This window comes from Pseudomonas sp. AC016 (genome assembly GCF_979253365.1).
Genome location: NZ_CEEDCC010000001.1, coordinates 190862 through 214677 on the forward strand (window position 1 = coordinate 190862; position 23816 = coordinate 214677).

At 60.5% G+C, this 23816-nt stretch carries 20 protein-coding genes; 6 read left to right on the forward strand and 14 right to left on the reverse strand.

Annotated elements, in window-relative coordinates; all coding sequences use genetic code 11:
• Positions 1-47: 47 nt before the first annotated feature.
• From AC0IXS_RS00805 to speB, 7 genes are all read right to left on the reverse strand, one after another.
• Complete coding sequence (locus AC0IXS_RS00805) at positions 48-1649, reverse strand: 5-guanidino-2-oxopentanoate decarboxylase (protein ID WP_471823447.1); 1602 nt, start codon at positions 1647-1649, stop codon at positions 48-50.
• Positions 1646-3163, reverse strand: coding sequence for an amino acid ABC transporter permease/ATP-binding protein (locus tag AC0IXS_RS00810; RefSeq protein ID WP_471823448.1), 1518 nt, complete (start codon positions 3161-3163; stop codon positions 1646-1648). Before AC0IXS_RS00810 ends, AC0IXS_RS00805 begins: the two co-directional genes overlap by 4 nt.
• A 226-nt stretch (positions 3164-3389) precedes the next feature.
• On the reverse strand, positions 3390-4184 hold the full coding sequence (locus AC0IXS_RS00815) for an ABC transporter substrate-binding protein (RefSeq protein ID WP_043303587.1): 795 nt from the start codon (positions 4182-4184) through the stop codon (positions 3390-3392).
• A 32-nt stretch (positions 4185-4216) separates the two neighbouring features.
• Complete coding sequence (locus AC0IXS_RS00820; RefSeq protein ID WP_471823449.1) at positions 4217-5254, reverse strand: isopenicillin N synthase family dioxygenase; 1038 nt, start codon at positions 5252-5254, stop codon at positions 4217-4219.
• Positions 5251-6111, reverse strand: coding sequence for a sugar phosphate isomerase/epimerase family protein (locus AC0IXS_RS00825; protein WP_471823451.1), 861 nt, complete (start codon positions 6109-6111; stop codon positions 5251-5253). The genes AC0IXS_RS00820 and AC0IXS_RS00825 overlap by 4 nt, the downstream gene beginning before the upstream one ends.
• A gap of 43 nt (positions 6112-6154) precedes the next feature.
• Positions 6155-7681 carry a purine-cytosine permease family protein gene (locus AC0IXS_RS00830; RefSeq protein WP_057408287.1) on the reverse strand — a complete coding sequence of 509 codons (1527 nt, stop codon included), beginning with the start codon at positions 7679-7681 and terminating at the stop codon, positions 6155-6157.
• A 147-nt stretch (positions 7682-7828) separates the two neighbouring features.
• Positions 7829-8788, reverse strand: a complete 960-nt coding sequence (gene speB, locus AC0IXS_RS00835) for an agmatinase (protein WP_004882292.1) — start codon at positions 8786-8788, stop codon at positions 7829-7831.
• Positions 8789-9002: 214 nt separating this feature from the next.
• On the opposite strand from speB, the gene AC0IXS_RS00840 reads away from it, so the two are divergent.
• The gene (locus AC0IXS_RS00840; RefSeq protein ID WP_122416945.1) at positions 9003-9893 is read left to right on the forward strand and encodes a LysR family transcriptional regulator; all 891 of its coding nucleotides are present in this window, start codon (positions 9003-9005) and stop codon (positions 9891-9893) included.
• 6 nt (positions 9894-9899) lie between these two features.
• Here the strand turns inward: AC0IXS_RS00840 and AC0IXS_RS00845 are convergent, their stop codons facing one another.
• Positions 9900-11195: an NTP/NDP exchange transporter gene (locus AC0IXS_RS00845; RefSeq protein ID WP_471823454.1), complete on the reverse strand. Its 1296-nt coding sequence runs from the start codon at positions 11193-11195 to the stop codon at positions 9900-9902.
• Between the two features lie 243 nt (positions 11196-11438).
• Here AC0IXS_RS00845 and AC0IXS_RS00850 point away from each other — a divergent pair, with 243 nt between their 5' ends.
• From AC0IXS_RS00850 to AC0IXS_RS00865, 4 genes are all read left to right on the forward strand, one after another.
• Positions 11439-12638, forward strand: a complete 1200-nt coding sequence (locus tag AC0IXS_RS00850) for an MFS transporter (protein ID WP_057408289.1) — start codon at positions 11439-11441, stop codon at positions 12636-12638.
• Between the two features lie 264 nt (positions 12639-12902).
• The gene (locus AC0IXS_RS00855; protein ID WP_057408290.1) at positions 12903-14090 is read left to right on the forward strand and encodes an MFS transporter; all 1188 of its coding nucleotides are present in this window, start codon (positions 12903-12905) and stop codon (positions 14088-14090) included.
• Positions 14091-14226: 136 nt separating this feature from the next.
• Entirely contained in the window at positions 14227-15432 is a 1206-nt protein-coding gene (locus AC0IXS_RS00860) for a pectate lyase family protein (RefSeq protein ID WP_162850611.1), read from the forward strand.
• Between the two features lie 28 nt (positions 15433-15460).
• Complete coding sequence (locus AC0IXS_RS00865; RefSeq protein WP_471823456.1) at positions 15461-17062, forward strand: rhamnogalacturonan lyase B N-terminal domain-containing protein; 1602 nt, start codon at positions 15461-15463, stop codon at positions 17060-17062.
• A 32-nt stretch (positions 17063-17094) separates the two neighbouring features.
• On the opposite strand, the gene AC0IXS_RS00870 is transcribed toward AC0IXS_RS00865, so the two are convergent.
• The 6 genes from AC0IXS_RS00870 to AC0IXS_RS00895 all read right to left on the reverse strand — a co-directional run bounded on the left by AC0IXS_RS00870 (position 17095) and on the right by AC0IXS_RS00895 (position 22486).
• On the reverse strand, positions 17095-17373 hold the full coding sequence (locus AC0IXS_RS00870; protein WP_004882265.1) for a hypothetical protein: 279 nt from the start codon (positions 17371-17373) through the stop codon (positions 17095-17097).
• An 82-nt stretch (positions 17374-17455) separates the two neighbouring features.
• Positions 17456-18631: a baeRF3 domain-containing protein gene (locus tag AC0IXS_RS00875; RefSeq protein ID WP_449124535.1), complete on the reverse strand. Its 1176-nt coding sequence runs from the start codon at positions 18629-18631 to the stop codon at positions 17456-17458.
• 9 nt (positions 18632-18640) lie between these two features.
• Positions 18641-19066 carry an HPF/RaiA family ribosome-associated protein gene (locus tag AC0IXS_RS00880; RefSeq protein WP_004882259.1) on the reverse strand — a complete coding sequence of 142 codons (426 nt, stop codon included), beginning with the start codon at positions 19064-19066 and terminating at the stop codon, positions 18641-18643.
• A 102-nt stretch (positions 19067-19168) separates the two neighbouring features.
• A complete protein-coding gene (locus AC0IXS_RS00885) occupies positions 19169-20644 on the reverse strand; it encodes an FGGY family carbohydrate kinase (RefSeq protein ID WP_471823459.1) in 1476 nt (491 codons plus the stop codon).
• 59 nt (positions 20645-20703) lie between these two features.
• Complete coding sequence (locus AC0IXS_RS00890; protein ID WP_471823461.1) at positions 20704-21660, reverse strand: transketolase family protein; 957 nt, start codon at positions 21658-21660, stop codon at positions 20704-20706.
• Positions 21650-22486, reverse strand: a complete 837-nt coding sequence (locus AC0IXS_RS00895) for a transketolase (RefSeq protein ID WP_122439015.1) — start codon at positions 22484-22486, stop codon at positions 21650-21652. Before AC0IXS_RS00895 ends, AC0IXS_RS00890 begins: the two co-directional genes overlap by 11 nt.
• A gap of 275 nt (positions 22487-22761) precedes the next feature.
• Here AC0IXS_RS00895 and AC0IXS_RS00900 point away from each other — a divergent pair, with 275 nt between their 5' ends.
• Positions 22762-23757 carry an ABC transporter permease gene (locus tag AC0IXS_RS00900; protein ID WP_004882249.1) on the forward strand — a complete coding sequence of 332 codons (996 nt, stop codon included), beginning with the start codon at positions 22762-22764 and terminating at the stop codon, positions 23755-23757.
• Positions 23758-23816: the final 59 nt, after the last annotated feature.

Here is a 23816-nt window from a genome sequence, read left to right on the forward strand (position 1 = left end):
GGGCACTGCTCCTTGAAACTGGATTGCAAAGGTCCGGCTTTCGGGGTTCAGGGGGCAAACGGCGGCGCTTCGTTGACCTCAATGATCAACGGCCGGTCGCCTGGAGCTTGGCGCAACAGCGTTTGCAGGTGCGCGTGGTCACGGGCGCGTTCGGCCACGCAGCCAAAGCCTTGGGCGATGGCCACAAAATCCGGGGTATAGATGTCCACGCCCAGTGGTGTGATGTCACGCCGCTCCATGTAGCGCTTGATCTCGCCGTAACCCTGGTTATTCCACAGCAGCACGATAATTCCGACCCGCGCTTCCACGGCGCTGGCCAGTTCCGGCAGCGTGAACTGGATGCCGCCATCACCCATCAGGCTGATCACAGGCACCGTCGGGTCAGCCAGCTTGGCGCCGATGGCGGCGGGCAGGCCGTAACCCAGCGTGCCGTAGCCGGTCGATGCGTTGAACCAGCGCCGTGGGCTGTCGAGGTCGACCAGATGATTGCCGCTGTAGACGGTCTGGGTCGAGTCACCGACAAAGCGTGCGTCAGGCAGCACTTCAAGGATGCAGTCGAACAATCGCCGGTAATGCGCCCAGCCGCTGGAGTCCTCGACCAGTTGCTTTCGAACCTGCGCCGCCCGCTGTGCGCCTGGGCTGTCGATACGGCGAATCCGGGATGGCAAGGCGTCCAGCAGCGCCTTCATGGCCAGTCGCGCATCACTGACAATCGATAGGCTCGGCGGATGGTTGCGGGTCAGTTGCGTGGCGTCGATATCGATGCGAATCAGCTCGCCGCCAATCCGGAAGTTGCCGTCGAACACCACGTCGTAATCGGTTTCGCCCAGCTCCGTGCCGATGGCCAGCACCACATCGGCGTCCAGCGCCAATTGCCTCACCGGAACCAGTGACTGGTTGCTGCCGATCAATAATGGATGATCGCTCGCCAGCAATCCTTTGGCATTGATGGTCAGCGCGGTCGGAGCGTCGAGACGTGTGGCCAGCTCGCTTGCCTCGGTCACGGCGTTCACGCAGCCACCGCCCAGCAACAGGAGCGGCTGTTTGGCCTGTTGAAGACGTGCAGCAGCTTCTTGAATCGCTGCCGTGTCCGGCGCTGGGCGAGCAACCACTTTACGCGGGCGCATCTGAAAGTGATCAGCAGCTGCGGTGATGATGTCCAGCGGCAATTCGATGTGCACCGGTCGCGGTCGCTGGCTGTCGAACACGGCAAAGGCCCTGTCCAAAACGTCAGGCAGTTCATCGACGTCCATCAGCCTATGGCTGAACGCGCTGACACCCGCCACCATGGCGCGCTGATCCGGCAGTTCGTGCAGATAGCCGTTGCCCAGCCCCAAACGGGAGCGCTCGTTGACGCTGGAGATCACCAGCATCGGAATCGAATCGGCGTAGGCCTGGCCCATCGCGGTCATGATGTTGGTCATGCCCGGCCCGGTGATGATGAAACACACGCCGGGCTTGCCACTGACCCGCGCATAACCGTCGGCCATGAACCCTGCGCCCTGCTCGTGACGCGGAGTGATGTGACGAATGTTGCTGGACGGCAGGCCACGATACAGCTCGACGGTGTGCACGCCGGGAATACCGAATACGGTATCGACGCCCCAGGCTTGCAGCTGTTTGACTAGAAACTCGCCACAGGTGGTCATGCCATCGCCTCCTGTTCCAGACCGATGAAGCGGCGCACCCGTTCGTGGCCTTCGCTGCGGATCTCGGCTGGCGAGGCGTCGGCGGCCACATGACCGTTTTCCATGAACACGATGCGGTCGGAAATCGACAGGGCGAAATCCATCTCGTGGGTGACGATCAACATGGTCATGCCCTCTTCTGCCAGGTCACGAATGACATTGAGCACATCGCCCACCAGCTCGGGGTCGAGTGCCGAGGTCGGTTCGTCGAACAGCATGATGTCCGGCTCCATGGCCAGTGCGCGGGCAATGGCGACCCGCTGTTGCTGACCGCCCGACAATTGATGCGGGTACTTGTCGGCGTGGGCCAGCAAGCCTACCCGGTCGAGCAACGCATGGCCTTTGCGGCGCAGTTCACGGGTGCTGGCGAGCCCGTGGTAACGCGGGGCCAGAATCACGTTATCGAGAATGGTGCGGTGCGGAAACAGGTTGAAGTTCTGGAACACCATGCCGATGCGCCGGATGCCCTGGCGGATTACCGGGGAGTCCGGGTGCTTGCCAGCGGCGATGAAATCATTGCCGAACAGCACGATCTCGCCCTTGTCGATGCTTTCCAGATTGTTGACCGTACGAATCAGCGAGGTCTTGCCGGAGCCTGACGGCCCGATGATGGAAATCACTTCACCGGGGCGTACGGTCAGATCAATGCCTTTGAGCACTTCGTGATTGCCGTAGCGCTTGTGAATGCTGCGCAGCAACAGGGCGTCCGGTTGTCCGGGTATTTTCTGAACAGGGGGCTTGCCCTTCGCGGCCGGTTGACGAAGCGCGGCGGCCTGACTGTCGTCCAGCGTCTGGGCGTTCTTGCGAGACAGATCAAGGTGCCGCTCAGCCCACTGCAATAGCCAGCCGAACACGGTGACGATCAGCACGTAATACACGGCCACCGCGGCGAGGGTCTCCAGCACCAGGAAGTTTTGCGCATACAGGCGCTGGCCCACCAGCAGCAACTCGTTCAACGAAATGACCGACACCAGCGAGGTGAGTTTGACGATGGTGACGTATTCGTTGGTCAGTGTCGGCAGTGCAATGCGTATGGCCTGCGGAATGATCACCAGCCGCTGAGCGCCGAGCCCGCGAATACCCAGAGCCTTGGCCGCTTCACGCTGGCCCTTGAGCACCGACAGCAGTCCGCCGCGATGGATCTCGGCCATGTACGCGGTCTCGGTCAGCACCAGTGCGATAAGCCCTGAGTAGAAAGGCTGGGACAAGACGCTACCGGTCGATGGGAACAGCTGCGGCAGGTTGTAGACGAACACCAGCAGCACCAGTAGCGGGATGCTGCGAAACAGCCACACGTAGAAATGTGCGGGTAGGCGCAGCCAGGCGTGGCTGGACAGCTTGGCGCTGGCCAGCACAAAGCCCAGCGCAAGCCCGAGCGTCCATGCCAGGGTGCTTAACTGAACCACCGTGACGCAGGCTTTCCAGAAAGCGGAAAACGAAAACAGCGAGAAGAAATAAGCCCAATCGAATGCCATGTTGACCTCGGTGCAGCGGGTGAAGGTGATGGCCGGTGTAGCTGTGGCGTTGACCTGCAGATGCCGCGATATTGCGGAAGCTTCTATGTAGGAGCGCGCTTGCCCGCGATGGCGTCAGCACAGTCACTGATTGATCGTCTGAAAGATCGCATCGCGGGCAAGCGCGCTCCTACCGTCCGGTGTCTGCAGTGCGACCTGGTCGTCTCAGGAGCACAGCACCCTCGGCTCACGCAGGCTCAAGGTTGTACTTCTTGAGAATCTCGCTGTACTCGCTGCTTTTCTTCCACGCCTCCACCGCACTGCGCATCTGTTCCGCCAGTTCGGTGTTGCCTTTCTTGATGTAGATACCCAATGTCTGCGGATACAGCGATTTCTGCGAGCTGATCACAATACGGCCGCGGGCCTTGTCGATTATCATCTGGGCAGCGGCGGAGATTTCCAGGTGCGCCTGAATGTTGCCGGACATCAGTGCCTGGGACGCCTCGGCAGTGGTCGGAAATTCACTGATGGCGATCTCGCCCTTGTTCTGTTTGGCGCAGTAATCGGCGGACACGGCCTTGAGCTGGTTGATCCAGTTGGTGCCCTGTTGCAGGCCGACTTTCATGCCGCACAGGTCTTCAGGTTGCTGCGGCTTGGTCGTGTTGTCGCTGCGGACCATGATCGCTGCACCGACCTGCGCGTAAGGAATCGCTTCGGCCTGTTTGGTGCGCTCGTCAGTGATGTACATGCCCGAAATGATGGTGTCGAAGCGGTTGGCGTTCAGGCCCAGGATCAGGTTCGGAAAGCGCGTGTCGACGAACTCCACTTTCAGGCCGCCCAGCTGTTTGGCCAGCGCAGCGGAGACATCCGGGTCAAAACCGACCACCTTGTCGCCGTCGTAGGACTCGAACGGCGGGTAGGAAATCTCCATGCCGACCTTGAGCGTGCCGGGTGTTGCCGTAGGCGCTGCATGAGCGGCACCGGCAAACAGGGCCAGGCCGAGAATCGAAGCGGCAAAGCGCGAAAGCGTGGTGTTTTGCATAGTAGTCATTCCAGATTGAGGGAAACGGCAGGTCACGAAGTCACGCTCTGGTTTTTCAGGTGCCCGAAGCTTGATGGCTTTCTGGCGCGTTCCGGCAGGGCAATTTGCCCGCTGGCCACGCGCTGGCGAAGGTATTGATAGGTTTGCAAAGCCTGGGCCCACATGTGCTCGCCGATGGCGATTTCCTCGTAGCCCTGCCCGGCTGCTGCGAATTGCGGCAAGGGTTTGATCAGCGTGTGGTAATCGCAGGCATAGAACAGCGGAAAGGAATAACGCTCCTGTTTGACCTTGCGCACCCTGTGCGCGGTGGCCACGAAGGCCCCGCTGGTCATGACCTCAAGCATGTCGCCGATGTTGACCACGAACGCATCCGGCAGCGGCGGTGCATCGATCCACTCGCCCTTTTCGTTCATGACTTCGAGTCCCGGCTGATCAGCCATGAGAATGGTGAAGCACTCGTAGTCGGTGTGGGCGCCGATGCCCGGTGCGTCTTCGGCGGTGGCGTCGAACGGGTAATGGATCAGGCGAAGTTTGGATGGCGGGAAACAGGCCATTTCATCGAAGTAATGCTCATCCAGCCCCAGCGCCAGGGCAAACCCACGAAACAGCTGACGCCCCAGAGCGAAGACAGCCTGGTAGTAAGCCTGCACGGCGGTCTGAAATCCGGGCAACGTCGGCCAGTCATTCGGACCCAGCAACGGCGTACCGGCGATCACCAACGGGTTGTCGGCGGGCACTTCAAACCCGACATCGAATGCTTCCTTGTGGTCCGGCCTGCCTGTGCCATACACCTCTTCACCTTCAGGCACGAAGCCCTTGTGGGTCTGCGAGGCACCGATGTAATGACGCATCTTGGCGTCGATCGGCTGGGCGAAATAGTGCTCGGCGGCGCGGTGCAGGTTGTTGATCAGCGCAGGCTCGATCCCGTGCCCGGTGATGTACAGAAAGCCCACCTGACGGGCAGCCTCACCCAGATGCTGAGCGACTGCCTGACGATCCTCAAGACGCTCGCTGAACAACCCCCGGATATCGACCACAGGAATGTGTGTGAAAGCAGGACGTTCACTCATGACAGCGGCCTCGCCGATGGATTGAAGAAGGTATTGAAGTGCTCGCGCTCGGTACGGCCCATCCAGGCGTTGAGGCTCCACAGATCCGCCACGGGCACGTCGGTAAACGGCAGGCGATGCAGATAGCCATCGGGCCCGAACTCCGGGGTCATGGTCGTGCCGATGTAGCCTCGCGCCTGTTGCGATGTCCAGATGTCGGCCCAGTGCTGCTGATGAAACGCCAGCGCCTCGGCATATTCCGGCGCTGCCGGGTGCGGCACCTGCGGACCCTGGTCATAACCGACCCGCGCCTGAATGTGATGCACACGCTCGACGAAGGCGCGCAGATCGTCAGCCGGATCGTTCAACAGACGTTCACACGTCACCACCCAGTGGCTGATGTCGCTGGTGAAACGCAGGTCCGGTACTTGCTCGATCAATTGCAGGGTCAGCCAGGGATTGAACAGCGAGCGCGCCCGATGAGTTTCGAAACTGCACACCAGGCCGCTGCGAGCGGCGATCTGCAGCGCCTCCCCGAAAAAGTCCACTTGCTGCGCCAAGGGCCAGCGGTCGTTACCGGCCAGCACGTTGACGAAGCGCGGCTCTAGCTCTGCTGCGAGTCGCAACTTGCGGGCGAAGTCGTCCAGATGCTCGGCGGGCGTGGCGGACTGCAATGGCAACACAGGCGTCGAGGTGAACAGAATGGCGATGTAGGGCACCTGGTTGTCGCGCAGAAAGGCCCCGAATGCAGCGCGCTCTGAGCCTTCTTCAGGGATGCGCGCTTCAAGTCCATCGAACCCTGCCGCTTGCGCTTCATCCAGCGCCTGCTGCCAAGTGCCGCGGTAGCCCCATAACGTACGAAAGAGTTCCAGTTTCATGAGCATGCCTCATCGTCTGCGCCCGCTTGGGGCGCAGCAGCGATCACGAGTGGACGGAAGCCGGTTGTACCGCGTTGCTCATCGCCTTGCGGCCGAGCACCGGGTGCGCGCCTTTTGGGCCGTAGACCCCGGCAGGCTCGGGAAAAGTGCGTAGCAGGGTCAGGTACAACAGCGTCGCCAGGCCGAGTGTGATCGGCAGGCTGATGTCGATGCCGCCCGCGAGTTCGCCCAATGGCCCCACAAATTGTCCCGGCAGGTTGACGAAGCACAGGCCGATCGCCGCACTGGGAATCCAGGCACCCAGCCCGCGCCAGTTCCAGCCATGGTGAAACCAGTAATGCCCGCCCCGCTGACCACGGGTGAACACTTGCAGATCGTCGGCATGATAAAAGCCACGACGAGTGATGAGGCCCAGAATCATGATCACCATCCATGGGCTGGTGCAGGTAATGATCAGCACCGCGAAGGTCGACACGCTTTGCACCAGGTTGAAGGTGAAACGGCCAATAAAAATAAAGGCAATGGCCGCAATGCCGATCAGCAAGGTCGCACCGGCACGGCTTAGCAGGCGTGGGAAGATGCTCGACATGTCCAGTCCGGTGCCGTACAGCGCGGTGGTGCCGGTAGACAGCCCACCGATGACTGCAATGAGGCACACCGGCAGGAAGAACCAGCCCGGCGAAATCGCCAGCAACCCGCCGACATAGTTATTGGCTTCGATGTATTGCGGTGCCTGACTGGCCACCAGGGTCGCCGTGCACAGGCCGAACAGAAAGGGAATCAAAGTACCGGCCTGCGCTGCCAGCACCGCGAGCATGATTCGCGCCTTTGACGTCTCACGCGGAATGTAGCGCGACCAGTCGCCCAGGAAAGCGCCGAACGACACCGGATTGCTCATCGCCAACAGCGCAGCACCGACAAACGCCGCCCAGAACCCTGGCTGTTGAAGACTGACGCTGCCGACGTAACCCGCATCGAACGGGCCGGAGAACGCGAAGATGCCCAGCAGAAACAGCAGGCTCGACGCCCAGACCGCGATCTTGTTGACCCACAACATGAAGCGGAAACCAAAGATGCACACCACCAGCACCAGGATGGCAAACAAGCCATAGGCCAGTCCGAGGCTCAGGTCGTTTTCCGGCAGACCGATCAGGCGCTGTGCGCCGCCGACCAGCGCGTCACCCGAGCTCCAGACCGACAGGGAAAAGAATGCCACCGCCGTCAGCAGCGACAGAAACGAGCCGATGATGCGTCCATGCACGCCGAAATGCGCGCCGGAAGAGACCGCGTTGTTGGTGCCGTTGAGCGCGCCGAACAGCCCCATGGGTGCGAGGATCAGCGCTCCAACCATCACGCCAAGCACAATCGACCAGAACCCGGCCTGAAACGACAACCCGAACAGCACTGGAAAGCTGCCCAGCACTGCCGTGGAAAAGGTGTTGGCACCGCCGAAGATCAGACGAAACAGATCCAGCGGGCGTGCATGACGCTGGCTGTCGGGGATCTGCTCGACGCCCCAGGTTTCGATTCGGGTTTTGTCGGGTTTTTCGGCACGCGTCGAATGGCTCATGTGTTGCTCCAGCACCTGTCACGGTTGTTGTAAGGCCAGCGCAGGCACGCTGACCCTTTATGGCCGCCCGTTAAACCCGGGCGGAGGGTCGATCTGATTATTCTTCTGTCACACGTAATCGGTGTTCACGCCCAAAGGCTCAAAGGCTCAACGGCGCACTACGCCCGGCAGCACGCACAGCATTTCGTACAGCAGATTGGCGCCCAGCAGCGAGGTGTTGCCGGTGGTGTCATAAGGCGGTGAAACTTCCACCAGATCGCAACCAATCAGGTCCAGCCCTTGGCAGCCGCGAATGATCTCCAGTGCCTGAATGGTCGTCAGGCCGCCCACTTCAGGTGTGCCGGTGCCCGGTGCCCATGCGGGATCGATGCCATCGATGTCGAACGACAGATACACCGGCCCGCCACCGACTTTCTCGCGCACTTCAGCCATCAAGGGTGCCAGAGACTGGTGCCAGCATTCCTCGGCCTGCACCACGCGGAAGCCCTGCTTGCGGCTCCAGTTGAAGTCCTCGGCGGTATAACCCTGGGCGCGCAGGCCGATCTGCACCACGCGCTCGCTGTCCAGCAGGCCTTCCTCCTGAGCGCGGCGGAAGGTCGTGCCATGGGCGATTTTCTCGCCGAACATGTGATCGTTGACGTCGGCGTGAGCATCAATGTGCACCAGCCCGACCTTGCCGTGTTTCTTGTGAATGGCGCGCAGGATCGGCAGGGTCAGGGTGTGATCGCCACCCAGCGTCAGCGGAATGATGCCGTGACCGAGAATACGGTCGTACGCCTCTTCGATGATGCGCACGCTGTCCAGCAGGTTGAAGGTGTTGATCGCCACGTCGCCGATATCGGCCACGTTCAACGAGTCGAAGGGAGCGGCGCCGGTGGCCATGTTGTACGGGCGAATCATCACCGATTCGGCGCGAATCCCGCGTGGTCCGAAGCGCGTGCCAGGGCGCAGCGACGTGCCGACGTCCAGCGGAATGCCGACAAAGGCCGCATCCAGACGGTCCAGTTCTTCAGGGGCTTGCACATGGGGCAGGCGCAGCATGGTGGCGATACCGCCAAAGCGCGGCATCTCATTACCGCCCAGTGGCTGGTGGAAAGTCTTGTCCACGAAGGGCCTCACGTTGTTCCGATAAATGTGCGGCCATTCTGGTGATGGCGTGGGAGCAGAAGAATCGCTGTCAGCAAATACTCAGTTCAGAGATTTCTAAACTATCGCCGATTGTCGTCGTCGGCGTTTGGCAGGCATGATGTGTGCCGCACAAGGCTGCTGATATGCGCAACAGACACCAGCCGCCGAACCACCGACTGCCCACGGAGCGCCCATGTCCTCTGCCCTGCCCGACCTGAAACTGCTGCGCATCTTCGCCAGTGTGGTACGCCATCAAGGGTTCGCGGCAGCGCAGCAGGAGCTCAATCTTTCCACGTCGGCGATCAGCACTTACATGAGTCAGCTCGAAACCCATGTGGGGCTGGTGCTCTGCCATCGCGGGCGCGGCGGGTTCAGTCTGACCAGCAAGGGTGAGCTGTTCCATCAGGAAACCCTGCGGCTGCTGGCAGAGCTGGAAGGTTTCGAGCGCTACAGCGCGGCGCTCAAGGGCGAACTGCGCGGCACCTTGAACCTCGGTGTACTGGACTCGACAGTCAGTGACCCGGCATTGCCACTGGCCGATGTCATCGGGGCCTACAGCAAGGAGCACCCGGCGGTCCATTTGCACCTTTCGGTACTCAGCCCCGCGCAACTGCAACTGGGTGTGCTGGAAAATCGCGTGGACCTGGCTATTGGTTCGTTCTCGACTCGCATGAACGGTTTGATGTACCAGGCGCTGTACCGCGAACAGCACTGGTTGTACTGCAGTGACCGGCACGAATTGTTCGAGCAGCGCCGTATCCCGGCAGAAGTCATCACCCAGCAACGCATGGTCGGGCGTGGTTACTGGAGCCAGGCCGAACTGGCCCGTCACGGCTTCAAGGACAGCGCCGCGACGGTCGAGTCCATGGAAGCGCAGTTGATTCTGGTGCTGTCCGGCGCTTACATCGGCTATTTGCCGGAGCACTATGCGCAATTCTGGGTGGATCAGAAGCGCCTGAAGGTCTTGCTGCCCACCACATTCGGCCATCAGGCCCCCTTCTCGCTGGCTCTGCGCCGCGGCCGTGTCAAAGAGCCTTTGATTCAGAGTTTCAGAGACCGGTTGAAAACCTGGTTCAAGGGATAGCGTCTTCTACTGCTTATACCGATGCGCCGTGCGTAAATCCTCAGTCGCATCCGCCTTGTACTTCTGCCGTTTGGCGAGCCACAGGCACAACCCGGCCCAACCTCCGGCGACCGGCAGGATCAGCATGGCAACGATGCCAAATCCTGCACCCATTGCGGCCAGCCCCACCGACAGCCATCCGCTCATCGCGTCGCCACCTCGATACACCAGCGTTTCGATGACATTCTTGGCTTTGTACTTTTCTTCGCGACTGACCACGGTCCAGAGCACTTCCCGCGCCGGGCGCACTACGGAAAATTCAATGGCGCGGCGCAGCCCCTGCGCCAGCGCGACGGTGGTCGGCACCGGTGCCAGCGCCATGGCGGTAAATGCGACAACGGTTGCCAGCGGTAACGTGATCAGCGCACCGCCGACGGCGATCATGCGGATCAAAGGACCTGTCAGCAAAAGCTGGAACGTCAGGGTCAGCGCCGACACGATCAGATCGACGACCGCAAAGAACTGTGTCCTGCTGGCCACGTTCGAATAGCTGTCCGCGACGATACGGCCCTGCTCGAAATACAGAAAGGTCGCGGCGGTGGTGTGCAGGAGCATGAACAGCACCAGCCCCAGCAGGTAAGGCGAGCGTGAGATCAGCGTAATGCCGGCGAGCATGCTGCCGCCCATGCGGCGATCCACGCGCAAAGGATCAACGGACTGCGCCTCGGTGCGAGCCAGAAGCGCGCGGTGGCAGCGAACAGCCAGTTCCAGCAGCACGGCAGCGGCCAGGGTCAATGCAATAGGCCCAATGCGCGCCGCCATGGTCGCAGCCAGCAGCGGCCCGATGAAGGTGCCCAGTGTGCCGCCAGCGGCGACAAAGCCGAACAATCGCTGCCCCTGCTCACTGGAAAACCGGTCAACCAGCACGCTCCAGAAGATCGACACGATGAACAGGTTGTACACGCTGATCCAGACGAAGAACACGTTGCCGACCTGCACCGGCGCAACCCGGTTGGCGATCAGGACGCCGAAAAGGATCATCGTCAGCCCGATGCATCGATAGATCAGCGGCACGAAGCATCGGGTCGGCAGCCGAGACACCAGCGCGCCAAACAGCGGGACCATCAGCAGCATTACCAGAAAGGTCGCGGTAAAGAGCCACTGGAGTTTGTCGGCACCGCCTTCCAGGCCAAGCGCGTCGCGCAAGGGGCGCACCAGGTAATAGCTGGCCAGCACGCAGAAATGGAAGGCGAAACCGAGCAACAAAGCAGCTCGCTCGCCGGGCCTTACGTTGGCCCACTTCAGCGCTGCTGCGCGAATCATGATCGTGAGCCTTGATGCGATGTGCCTGGCAAGAGCGTTGCTCCCACAGTCCGGTTAAATACAAAAGCAATGTTTTAAAGACATGAGGCATTTTCCACCGTTCAGTGCCCACTGACGAAACCGCTTCATTTCAGATATGGCTTCACTATGACGTCGAGTGAATAACGATATGCCTGACGTCGATTTGACCATCCGGTCAACATTCCCTACCGTGACCGACCTTTTTCCCGGCCCGAGACACTGATGACTACCCGCTCCAAACTGCCTTCAACCGTCTACCTGCTGGGTCTGACGATCTTTTCCCTGGTGACAGCCGAATTCATGGTTGCCGGGATGATGCCTGCGCTGGCCGAAGCGTTTTCCGTCAGTCTGGCGCAGGTCGGCAATCTGATTGCCTATTACGCGCTGGGCATGGCGCTGGGCGGTCCGCCGGTCACGGTGTTGCTGCTCTCCCGAGGCATCAGCAACAAGCGGGCATTGGTCTGGCTGCTGACGTGTTACGTGATCGCAGGCGCCGTTGCGGCAGCGGCACCGAGTTATGGCGTGCTTGCGTTCGCACGCATCATCATGGGTATCTCGAGTGCCGTGTGTATCGGCCTGTGCATGACGATATGCGCAGGTCTGGTGGCGCCTGAAGGTCGCGGGCGCGCAGTTTCGGTGGTGCTGGCGGGGTTGATGCTGTCTCCGGTGGTGGGCGTTCCGATGACCACCTGGGTCGAGCAGCATGTCGGTTGGCGAGCCAGTTCCTGGGCGGTGGTTGCGCTGGCCATGCTGTGTACGGTCCTGGCGACACGACGTCTGCCTGCGATTCAGAAAGGCGGCGAGCCTCCACTCAGCCAGCAATGGGCGGGCTTGAAAAATCGCACGCTGTGGGGCGCTTACATCACCAGCGGCCTGATCATCGGCGGCACATTCGCAGCGTTCAGTTATTGCACGCCGATCCTGATTCATGAGGTCGGCATTGCGCCGACGCTGGTTGCTCCTGTTCTCGCCATCTATGGCGTTGCCAACCTGGTGGGCAACATGATCGTGGGGCGTTTCGCGGACCGCCACACCTTCCCTGCCCTCGCTTGGGGCCTTGTGCTGATGGCGCTGGCATTGGGTGGTTTTGCCCTGGCGGGCGATCATCTTTGGCTGAATCTAGGCTGCTTCTTCGCGCTTGGGCTCACAGGTGTCGCCTTGAACCCGGCAATGGTTGCGCGGGTGATGAAGGCGGCCGAACCTGCGGCCATGGTCAACATCCTGCACACCTCGGTGATCACTGCGGGCCTGGCATTTGGCAGTTGGGCGGGTGGTGCCGTGATCGATGCCGGGTATGGTTTGCGTTCGCCGCTATGGGTCGGTGCCGCAATGGCGCTGGTGGGTCTGATCAGTCTCGTGCCTGCGATGAGCCGGGTACGACGAGAAGATAAGGTTTCAAGGTCAGCCACTTGCCCATCCTGATGCTGCAGGGAGGCTGACCGTTTAGCGGACTCAGCTTCCGGCAATACTGTGCACAGGCGCCGATCCTGAAAGACATTAAAAAACGGGTCGGCAGCTTTCATGTCCGGCGTGCAGGTGAATTGCTGCAGAATCGATTCATCTATTCATGGCTCAGACGTTCAGATATCCGGAACTCTCTCGCCAAACACTGTTCTAGAACCCTTCGCCGATGCGCGTCAGCATCGGCATTTTTCGTTTGGTATCCCTTTCACAACGGAGCGACGCATGTCGATTCAGCAAAAAAACGGGCACGTTCTGCCCGCGCGCGCCGCTGGCAAAATGGAAGCGGCCATGGCCGTAGGCAGCTTCGCCATCGGTACGGGCGAGTTCGCAATCATGGGCCTGATGCCTGACATCGCCAATAATCTGCACCTGAGCGAACCTCAGGTCGGTCATGCCATCAGCGCCTACGCGCTTGGCGTGATGGTGGGCGCCCCGCTGCTGACGATTCTCGGCGCCAAACTGTTGCGCAAACACATGCTGTTGTTGCTGATGGCGCTCTACGCGATTGGCAACGTGGCCACCGCCTTCACGCCGACCTTTGGCAGTCTGGTGGCCTTCCGTTTCATCAGCGGCCTGCCTCACGGAGCCTACTTCGGTATCGCTGCGGTGGTGGCGTCCAGCATGGTGCCGGACAATCAGCGGGCCGGCGCGGTGGCGCGGGTGATGATGGGCCTGACCCTGGCGATGTTGCTGGGCAATCCGATCGCAACGTTTCTTGGTCAGTTCTTCGGCTGGCGTTCGGCGTTCGCGCTGGTGGGCTTGATTGCCCTCTGCACCATCGCACTGGTTTGGCAATTCGTACCGGACCGTCATGACGAGCCACGCAGCGACCCGCGCAAGGAGCTGGGTGCTTTCACCAAGCCGCAGGTGTGGATGGCGCTGGCCATCGGTGCGGTAGGCTTTGCCGGGATGTTCTGCGTGTTCAGCTATCTGGCACCGACCATGCTCGAAGTGACGCGCGTTTCACCACAGTGGATTCCTTTCGGGCTGGCAGCCTTCGGTGTGGGCGGTATCATCGGCAACGTCGCAGGTGGCAAGCTGTTCGACCGCATGCAGTTCAAGGCTGTTGGCGTGCTGCTGATCTGGTCGATGGCGGTCCTGCTGTTCTTCCCGTTCGCCGCCGGTTCGCTGTGGGGCGTACTGCTCGGCATCGCGCTGGTCGGCACCATGGTCGCGCTGGCCGCACCGCTGCAGATTCGTCTGATGGACATCGCCCACGAAGCGCCGAGTCTGGCTGCGGCTTCCAACCACGCTGCGTTCAACCTGGCCAATGCCTTGGGTCCATGGCTCGGCGGCATGGCGATCACCGCGGGACTGGGCTGGACCAGCACGGGTTATATCGGCGCGGGCTGTGCGCTGGCCGGTCTGGGTATTTACCTGATGGCGCGACGCATGAAGGGTGGTGAATAGAAACGGGCGGCTGAACAGCAGCTTAAGAAGCGTCGATCTACACGCCTGCAAATCGTTGAATGTCGGATGATCGGCCTTCAACGATTCGTTTGCTGCCTGTGAGGACATTCTTTTGCGTAGATCGCTGCTGCAGGGTATGGCCTTGTGTTGCGCCGTTCTCGTCACACCTTCGCTGTTGCAGGCTGCCGAGCATCCCGACGGTTTTGCAAAAGATGTCACAGGTGGCGGCAGTGCTGCCGCTGTGCATCCTGCGACGCTTGATGAACTCAAGCAGGCGTTGTGCAGCACGTACGATCATCGTGGTCATTGCACAGACGCCACACCACGCGTAATAGTGCTGGACCACACGTTCGATTTTCGTGGCAGCGTTGTGGCAAACGGCAGTGCCACCACCACGGAGACCGGCTGCATGGTCAAGGCTTGTCCCAAGGGTGGAGCGCAACTGGCGCTCAATGGGGCAAACAACTTCTGCCAGTCCAGGCCGCCTGCCTCCGTGACCTATGACAACGCCGGTTTGCAGCGTCTGAAAATCGGTTCAAACAAGACGTTGGAAGGAGTGGAAAAACAGGCAGGCATTCAGGGGATGGGCCTGTTCATCGGTAGCGGTGCCCACAACGTTATCGTTCGCAACCTCACCTTGTCCGACATCAATGCGCAGGTAGTCTGGGGCGGCGATGCGCTGACCATCGACGACGCAGACGGCGTCTGGATCAACCACAACACTTTCGCGCGCATCGGCAGGCAGATGATCGTGACCGGGTTCGGCGCGGCGTCCCATGTGACGATTTCCGATAACGAATTCGACGGGCGTACGCCCTGGTCCTCAACCTGTGACGGCCATCACTACTGGGTATGGCTGTTCCTCGGCAGCCATGACACGTTGACGCTGGCCCGCAATTACGTGCATGACACCTCAGGCCGCGCGCCACATGCGGGTGGCATGCACGATGCTGCGGTCATCGCTCAACTGGTCAACAACGTGTTTGCTCGCATGACCTATCAGGGCGCAATCATGTCGCGCACGCCCTCCTCGCAATTGCTGGTCGAAGCGAACGGCTTCGAAAACGTGACACACCCGATGTTCAACGATACCCAGCAGCCGGGCACCGGGTTTGCCCTGTTCTCGACGGCTGCCGCTGCGTCTGTCGATGACGAATGCCAGCGCACTCTCGGCAGAGCGTGCGCCGCCAACCTGCAACAGCTGAGCGGCGACGACTATCGCCCGCAAGACGACGCGGTTCTTGATGCGTTTGCGCCCTACCGTCAATACCTCGTGACGCCCTTGCCTGCCGAGAAGGCATTGGCGCAAGTGCCCCTGCACGCCGGTGCGGGCAAGGACTGACCCCATTCAAGTGCCGAGAGTACGCCTGATGCCTCGTTTGATCTGGATGTTGTGCTGCGCTTTTTGCTGTCTGGTCGGTCTTGCCGACGAGGCACAGAGCGCAGCCTTCGGGTTTGTTCGAACACCGCCGCGGATTGTCGTGGACACCGGGAGTCAGTTGGTCTTCAGCGTGGACGAGCGCAACGGCGATCTGGTGTCCATGCGCTACCGGGGTCAGGAATTACAGACCCGGGAGCCCAAAGCGTCGCAGACTGCATCAGGCCTGGGCGCGGCGCAGGTGGCTGTCAGGACCGTCGGCGATGTGATCGTGATCAGCGCCCATGCGGGCGACCTGACGCAGTACTACATGGCCGTGAAAGGCCGCGATGCAATTTATATGGCGACGTACGCACCCACTTTGCTGCCGGTTGGCGAGTTGCGATTCGTTGCGCGCCTCGATGTCGACAAGCTGCCCAAGGCCGATCACGGAACCGATTCCAACATCGGCACAGCGATTGAAGGCAAGGATGTGTTCTTGCTGCCGGACGGACGCACCAGTTCAAAGTTCTATTCGGCACAGCCCATGATCGATGACCCCATTCACGGCGTGAAAGGCCCCGGCGTGGCTGTTTATATGCTCATGGGCAATCGCGAGCTCAGTTCGGGAGGTCCGTTTTTCAAGGACATCGCCACGCAGAAAACCGTAAAGACTCACGAGTTGTACAACTACATGTTTTCCAACCATACCCAGACCGAAGCTTACCGGGGCGGTCTGCACGGTGCGTATGGTCTGCTGTTTACCCAGGGAGAAGCACCTTCGGCCGTGCTGACCAACCTGGATTTTCTGAACGGCACGCTGGGGCTTGAAGGGTTTCTGAGCAGCGCTGAGCGAGGTTCGGTGTCCGGCCATGCCTCGGGAACTGTCCAAGGCACGTCGGTTGTGGTTGGCCTGAGTAATGACACGGCAGAGTACTGGGCTCGAACCTCTACTACAGGTGATTTCCGTTTGGCCGGTGTTCGTCCGGGCCGCTATCGATTGACGCTTTATCAGAACGAACTGGACATCGCTCACAGCACGGTAGACGTGTCGGCTGGCCGCGTTGCACAAACCAGTTTGCACGCCGAGCCACCCGCAAGCCGAGTGAAATGGCAGGTTGGCCTGCCTGACGGAACGCCAGCAGACTTTCGTAACGCGGGACTTCTGCCATCGGCTCATCCGTCCGACGCGCGGATGGCACCCTGGACCACTGGGAAGTACACGGCCGGAACAAGCCCCCTTGCCGACTTCCCGGCCGCACAATGGCGCGACATCAACAGTCCAACCCGGATCGACTTTGTGCTGGGTGCCAACGAACTGCACGACTACCGGCTGCGCGTGCTCATTTCACTGGCTCAAGCTGGCGGACGTCCACAATTGAGTGTCAACGGCAGCTGGCATGCACCGGTGCCTGCTGCGTCAGTGCAGCCCGACAGTCGTGGGATCACCCGTGGAACCTGGCGCGGCAACAATGCCCTGTTCGAATTCGACATTCCGGCGTCTGCGCTGCACGCGGGCACCAATTCTCTCGAGATCGGCGTTGCCTCCGGCAAGTCCGGCACGGGCTTTCTGAGTCCGGGCTTTGTCTATGACAGCGTGCAACTGGTTGAATAAAACCAGTAACCGCAAGCGCTTGCCTTGATCGTTCATGGCTTCTCCGATGAGATACACAGATCGATCGAAACGGTGTCCAGACGGTCACGTTGCAGGGTCGAAAGACTCTGTAGTGTTTTTTCATAAACGGCATCGGCAGTATCTTTCAAACGCTGCCACTCCTGCAGGGTGATCACCTCGCGCAGCACCAGTTCGTCCGCCCGACGGATGAGGGTCTGATAAAAGTCGTCGGGAAGATCCAGTCGGTAAGTATCGTCTTCCAGTAACAGGTGCCATGCCTTGAGTTCCATCTGCTTGTCGTTTCTGGTCATGGTTGCGCCTCCTGAGCCTGTTTTTATCGGCCGGGAAGTGAAAGTCGGGACCACGGGCCACGAACCCGCGGTCCGTTGAAGGTCAGTAGCGATAAACAGCCGCAGCGCCCGTCTCGCTGGGCATCGAGCGCTCAGGAGGGAGGACGATGACCTCCCCGCCATGCTGCATGACGGCCAGAATCATTTCGTCCAGTACGTCATCCGCACCGGGATCGTCGTCGCTCCGAATCGCAAGATCGCCACTCATCCCGTCCATCACGCCATTCACCGTGCGTTCGGCTTCGACCAGCAGCAGGGCCACCCTGCCCTCGGTGGCGGCCCGGGCGATGTCCGGCAATTCGTTTGCGTTCAGCCGCTGTCCCACGGCTCTTTCGTAACGCCCCAAGGCCTGATTGAGCCTGTCATCGTGTCGCACGCCGATGAGTTCTCCACAAGCGGACGTCAACTGCGCCGCCGTAAGGGTCGCGGGATCCTGCTCGACGCCCTCGGGCAGCAAAAACGGGTTGCGACTTTGCGCCCTGAATACCGCCTGATTTTCAGGCAGTGCTACCAGAACAAGCGGCAGTTTCGAGACACGCGAACAGTGTTCGGTGATCTTGCGGTCGACGATGCGGAAAAACCTTTCCCGGTCGAGGTTGATTTCCTCCTGCTTACCGCTGCCGCCCGACTCATGCATCATCGGATCGCCACGTTCTCCACCACCGCTGAAGCCGTCCGGATGACCTCGCTGATCACGAGGGGTCAGGTCGTCGCCCAACGCCTCGATCTGATTCGTCGGTACCGCCTCCGGCAGACTGATTTCCTGCAGGCTCTGCATCGATCCTTCGTAGACACGCACGCTGTCGCGCGACAGACAAAGGGCCTGATAGCGGTCGGTCATCGGTGCGAGGCGCAATAGGGGTTTCAGGTAAGGACGGCTGTTGACCACGGCGGTTTCAGCCACCGCCTTGTGCAGGCCCACCACCATGAAATGTTCAAGCCCGCCAAAAATTGCGATGCCTTCAGGGCAGGCATTCCAGAAAGCCTGGTCATCGATCAACGCCTGGAACGGGGTGATCAATGCCTGCCTGGCGATCTGCGGGTAGTGCCGCTCCAGCAGGGTTTCCAGCTCCTTGATCAGATTTTTCAGTCGAATCGGATCCTGAGTGCGCTGCGGAAAGGTTCGATGCGTCGGCATGTACACACTGAGGTTGGGACGTCCCGCCAATTCCAGAAGCGTGTCGAGGGTCTGCCGGGTAAAGGGTTGAATCTGAACCATGACGACCTCCTAGTCTTTGGCAAGACGAGACTGTTTCGCGAGGAACTCGTCTTCCAGCATGGCATCGATCTCGGCGGCCGAGTCCTCATGCACAACCGGAGCGGTCAGATGCCCGGTTGACTCGACTTTCGTAGACAGCTTGCCCACAAGGTGTTCCAGCGCATGGCTCATTTTGCGTGCAGCACCGGCAACAGCCAGATCCAGACTGTCCGCCTTGTGGGTGACGGAAAGCGGCGTATGCCCCTTGGGTCGCGCTTCTATCTGGCAGCGCTTGTCTTGGGCTCCGGCTTTCTGTGCGTTGACGTCGCCTACGTGAATCTCGATCCGGGTCAGCAGATCGCTATAGCGCTCCAGCTCATCAACGACTGTGCTGCCGACCCACTCCTGCAGCTCTGCACTGCCTTCTATGTGATTACTGTCCACCTGAACTTGCATGTGATTATCCTCCGACACCGGCGCCCCACTGCGCCTGTGCCAGTAGAAATATCAGGCAGCCGATCGGTTCCTGAAAATGGATAACCGGTCAGTCTGGAGTGCTCAGGACATGACGGTGCGCTTCAACGCCTGCTGCCAGTGTTCATAGAGTTCAGGCACTGCATTGCGCCTGGGCTCGTAGCGCTGACGAGGACGTTCAAGGCTTGCCAGCGCGTCTTCATCCGGCCACCAGCGAAGCGCGAAACCTGCGAGGTGCGCAGCACCGATGGCGGAGACTTCAGGCGACAGGCTGCGGATCACCGGGCGTTGTAACAGGTCCGCCTGAAACTGCATCAACCACTCGTTGCGCGTGGCGCCGCCATCGACCCACAGTTCGCCCAGCGGGTCGGGACTGTCCTGTTCCATCGCGTCGAAAACATCGCGAATCTGGTAGGCAATGGCTTCCAGCGTCGCGCGCAGGATGTGTGCCCGGCTGGAGGCTTCAGTCAGTCCGCAGATCAGCCCGCGAGCCTGGGAATTCCAGTGAGGCGCACCCAGGCCGCCGAGTGCCGGAACGAAATACACACCGCCATTATCCGGTAACGCTGCCGCCTCGGCCGCCAGTGCGTCAATGTCGTCCGCCGCACCCAGCAAGCGTGCAGCCCAGCTCACTGCGCCGCCGGTATGCACGATATTTCCTTCCAGCGCATACGTTGGCGCTTCGATTTGCCAGGCAACGGTTGTGGCCAGTCCTGCACTTGAGCCCACCTGTCGGGCCATGGGCGTCATGAGCGACGAGCCCGTGCCCAGCGTGGCTTTCACCAGGCCCGGCGTGAACCCGCCCTGACCGAAGAGCGCCGCGTGGGAGTCCCCGATCATCGACATGATCGCAATACCTGCAGGAAGCGACCCATGCGCTGCTGTCTCACCGAACAGGCCCGCGCTCGGGCAAATGTCAGGCAATGCCGCCAGCGGAATATTGAAAACCTCCGTCAACGCAGTGCTCCACTGGCAGGTACGCAGGTCCATCAGTTGCGTACGCGCTGCATTGGAAGCGTCCGTGGCGAAGACCTTGCCACCGGTCAACTGCCAGAGCAGCCAGCTGTCCACGGTGCCCAGGCATACCTCACCGTTCGCCGCCCTCACCTGTCCATCCGGCAATTGATCGAGAATCCAGCGCATCTTTCCTGCTGAGAACATCGGGTCCAGAGCCAGCCCGCTGGTTGAGCGGATCAGTTCGGCGTGGCCTTGCCGGGCCAGTTGCTCGCAGAAGTCATCGGAGCGGCGACATTGCCAACTCACAAGCGGCGAGACGGGCTGGCCGGTTTTTCTGTCCCAGGCCAGAACCGACTCGCGCTGGTTGCTGATGGCGATGGCGGCAAGTGGCGCTGTGGTCTGGGCGATGCAGTGTTCGATGGCCGCGAGCATGGCATGCCAGATCGCGGTGGGATCCTGCTCCGCATAACCGGGCCGGGGATGAGAAACGCTCAATGGTTGCGACGAGCGAGCAACCACTTTGCCGCTGCGATCGACAAGGATCGCCTTGGCATTGGTGGTGCCTTCGTCCAGCGCCAGAATCAGGGGATCGAGGGAGACCATCGCGTGCTTCCTGTTGTTATTGTTGTTGTGTGTCTTGATGAGCGGACAAGCCGTTCAGCTTATTGCAACAGCGCCGTCGCTGCCGCAACAATCCCGGCCGCATCGATCTGATGCCTGGCACGTGTCGGCGAACGGCCGCCGGCCGAGGCGTATTCGCCGTCCTGAATGCCCAGCCGAACCAGCGCAATGCCCAGTCCCGCTTCAGCCAGTACTTCTGCCACGATGCTGCCGGCACCGCCGTTGACGTTGTGCTCTTCCACCGAGACCACGGCGCGAGTGGCGCACAAGGCTTGGAGCAAGGCATCACGCTTTAGCGGGCGGATGGACGACAGGTTGATGACCTGCGCGCTGATCCCCAGTTCTTCGAGGCGAAGGGCTGCGTCAACGGCTTCATGAACGACCGAACCCAGCGCGACGATGCTGACGTCGTGTCCCGTTTTCAAGATATCGATCTGGCCAGGCACGAATCGGTAATCGGCCTTATGCACGGCGGGCAGTGCCTTGCCGTCCAACCGGATATAAACCGGGCCGTCATAGGCGATGGCGTAATCGACGATCTGCCGGCATTCCTCGCCGTCGGCCGGCGCAAAAATCTGCACATTACCGAAACCACGCATGACCGAGATGTCATCGATGCTGTGGTGGGTGCTCGCGAGCGGGCCGTAGCTGGTGCCTGCATTGAGGCCGAACATCTTGACGTTCGAACGGTTGTAGCAGACGTCCACCTTCACCTGTTCATTGGCCCGGGAGATCAGAAACGGCGCGGCGTTGCAGGTGACGGCGACCTTTCCTGACAGTCCCAGACCTGCGGCAACACCCACCAGTGTCTGCTCGGCAATGCCTACGTTTACCAGACGATCAGGAAAGCGCTTCATGAACGGGCCGATCTTGGCCGTCGATGTTGAATCGCTGACTACCGGGATCAGGTCGACACCGTTATCCACGGCATTGATGAACGCCTCGACCATGACCGAAGCCAGATGCGCTTCTGGCGCTACAGTGTGTTCAGTGGACATGATCAAGCTCCTTCAATGCGGCTTCGATTTCGTCACCCTTGGGTACTCGGTGATGCCACTCGGGCTTGTCCTCGATGAACGAAACGCCTTTGCCTTTCACCGTGTTTGCAATCAGGACCTTGGGACCCCCGGACTGCTGCAGCATGGCTTCCAGAGTCTGCACCAACTGGGCGACGTCATTACCATCGCACTCGCTGACCTGAAAACCAAAGGCACGCCATTTGTCCGGCAAAGGCTCCAGGGGAAGAATCTCTGCAGTTCGACCGGCGAGTTGCAACTGGTTGTGATCGACGATCACGATCAGGTTATCCAGTTGGTACTTGGCGGCCGTCAATGCCGCCTCCCAGTTGGAGCCTTCACCCAGCTCGCCATCGCCAGTCAGTACGAAGACATGCTTGCGGCTGCCGGACTTCTTGGCGGCAATGGCAATGCCGCAGGCCACCGGCAAACCGTGCCCCAGAGCGCCAGTGTTCAATTCGATGCCGGGGGTTTTCTGGCGCACCGGATGTCCCGGCAGGTGTGAGTCGAAGTGCTGGTAGGTGTCCAGCCACTCGGCAGGGAAATACCCCGCTTCAGCCAGGCAGCAGTAAAGACCGCCGACACCGTGCCCCTTGCTCTGGATATAGATATCGCGGTCCGGATCGCTGAGCGTTGCGGGCGACACGTTGAGCAACCGGAAATACAGCGTCGCAAGGATATCGGTCTCAGACAGGTCGGCCCCGGTGTGTCCCCCGGCTGGCGACTCGGCGTTCAGCTTGATGATCCTGCGCCGGATCGCCTGGGCAGTTGCGCGAATTTGCGGTACGTCATAGCGGAATGGATTCATCTCGATCCCCTGGTTGTGACCTGGACGCAAACCGAAAAATCGAGGCTGCGCCATTCTCGAATAATTATTCATGTATGAGAATATATTTGTATTTAGAGCCTAATCCGTTCCGTCGTCAATCCCTTCTGTCGACCTTTGGGTCGACCTGCCGCACATCCTCAAAGCGAAGAAACCACTTGACATCCAAGAGCCACAGCGGGAGTCTGATTTAAAAATCACGTACGAATAATTATTCCTGCGTGCCAAATAACAACAACAACACCCAGGAGAAGCCCGTGGACGCAAAAGCCCCGATTGGCTCGATCCCACCCAAACCCCTCACCCGCCTTGCACTGCGCCTGCCTCAAAACGTAGGCGGTCCGCTGATCGGGCTTGCGCTTTTGATCCTGGCGTTTTCGTTCACTTCCGAATATTTCTTCTCGGTCCGCAACGCCCTCAACATCCTCGACCAGGTCACTGTGCTGGGCATTCTTGCCATCGGCATGACGGCGGTGATCGTCATCGGCGGGATCGACCTGTCGGTCGGATCGGTGCTGGCGTTTTCCATGATGTTGCTGGGCTGGCTTTATCAGGATGTGGGCGTACCGATGGGCTTTGCCATACCGCTGGCCATCCTGGGTGGCATGGTCTGTGGCCTGATCTCCGGAACGCTTATCGCCAAGGCTCGCCTGCCCGCCTTCATTGCGACGTTGACCATGATGTCAGTTGCACGCGGGATGGCGAATATCCTCACCGACGGACGCCAGATCGTCGGCTTTCCCGACTGGTTCACCAGCCTCGCCACCCAGCGTCACTTTGGTTTTCTGTCCGCAACCGTCGCGCTGTTTCTGGTGATGTTGGCCGTGGCCTGGGTCTACCTGCGCTTTCGGGCAGGTGGTCGCAGTCTTTATGCGATTGGCGGCAGCGCTGAAGTGGCGCGCCTGTCAGGCATCAAGGTCAAAAAAATCACCCTATGGATTTATGCGTTGAGCGGCGCACTGGCCGGGCTTGCAGCCGTGGCCATGGCCGCACGGCTTGACTCTTCGCAACCGAGCGCCGGGCTGACGCTGGAGCTCGATGCCATCGCAGCCGTGGTCATTGGCGGCGCCAGTCTCAGTGGCGGTGTCGGCAGCATCGGCGGCACGCTGGTCGGTGTGCTGATTATCGGTGTGCTGCGCAACGGCCTGAATCTGCTGGGCGTCTCGCCGTTCGTGCAACAGGTGGTGATAGGCGTGGTGATCGCCCTTGCGGTGACGCTGGACACGCTGCGCCGCCGCGCCAACCAACGTTGATTTTGAATGCTTTGCGATTTCTGTTCCCTGACCGCAGTACACAACAAAAACAATGGAGA

Coding starts and splice junctions, on each gene's coding strand:
- AC0IXS_RS00805 (WP_471823447.1), bottom strand. CDS start 1,649: ATGACCACCTGTGGCGAGTTTCTAGTCAAACAGCTGCAAGCCTGGGGC.
- AC0IXS_RS00810 (WP_471823448.1), bottom strand. CDS start 3,163: ATGGCATTCGATTGGGCTTATTTCTTCTCGCTGTTTTCGTTTTCCGCT.
- AC0IXS_RS00815 (WP_043303587.1), bottom strand. CDS start 4,184: ATGCAAAACACCACGCTTTCGCGCTTTGCCGCTTCGATTCTCGGCCTG.
- AC0IXS_RS00820 (WP_471823449.1), bottom strand. CDS start 5,254: ATGAGTGAACGTCCTGCTTTCACACACATTCCTGTGGTCGATATCCGG.
- AC0IXS_RS00825 (WP_471823451.1), bottom strand. CDS start 6,111: ATGAAACTGGAACTCTTTCGTACGTTATGGGGCTACCGCGGCACTTGG.
- AC0IXS_RS00830 (WP_057408287.1), bottom strand. CDS start 7,681: ATGAGCCATTCGACGCGTGCCGAAAAACCCGACAAAACCCGAATCGAA.
- AC0IXS_RS00840 (WP_122416945.1), top strand. CDS start 9,003: ATGTCCTCTGCCCTGCCCGACCTGAAACTGCTGCGCATCTTCGCCAGT.
- AC0IXS_RS00845 (WP_471823454.1), bottom strand. CDS start 11,195: ATGATTCGCGCAGCAGCGCTGAAGTGGGCCAACGTAAGGCCCGGCGAG.
- AC0IXS_RS00850 (WP_057408289.1), top strand. CDS start 11,439: ATGACTACCCGCTCCAAACTGCCTTCAACCGTCTACCTGCTGGGTCTG.
- AC0IXS_RS00855 (WP_057408290.1), top strand. CDS start 12,903: ATGTCGATTCAGCAAAAAAACGGGCACGTTCTGCCCGCGCGCGCCGCT.
- AC0IXS_RS00860 (WP_162850611.1), top strand. CDS start 14,227: ATGGCCTTGTGTTGCGCCGTTCTCGTCACACCTTCGCTGTTGCAGGCT.
- AC0IXS_RS00865 (WP_471823456.1), top strand. CDS start 15,461: ATGCCTCGTTTGATCTGGATGTTGTGCTGCGCTTTTTGCTGTCTGGTC.
- AC0IXS_RS00870 (WP_004882265.1), bottom strand. CDS start 17,373: ATGACCAGAAACGACAAGCAGATGGAACTCAAGGCATGGCACCTGTTA.
- AC0IXS_RS00875 (WP_449124535.1), bottom strand. CDS start 18,631: ATGGTTCAGATTCAACCCTTTACCCGGCAGACCCTCGACACGCTTCTG.
- AC0IXS_RS00880 (WP_004882259.1), bottom strand. CDS start 19,066: ATGCAAGTTCAGGTGGACAGTAATCACATAGAAGGCAGTGCAGAGCTG.
- AC0IXS_RS00885 (WP_471823459.1), bottom strand. CDS start 20,644: ATGGTCTCCCTCGATCCCCTGATTCTGGCGCTGGACGAAGGCACCACC.
- AC0IXS_RS00890 (WP_471823461.1), bottom strand. CDS start 21,660: ATGTCCACTGAACACACTGTAGCGCCAGAAGCGCATCTGGCTTCGGTC.
- AC0IXS_RS00895 (WP_122439015.1), bottom strand. CDS start 22,486: ATGAATCCATTCCGCTATGACGTACCGCAAATTCGCGCAACTGCCCAG.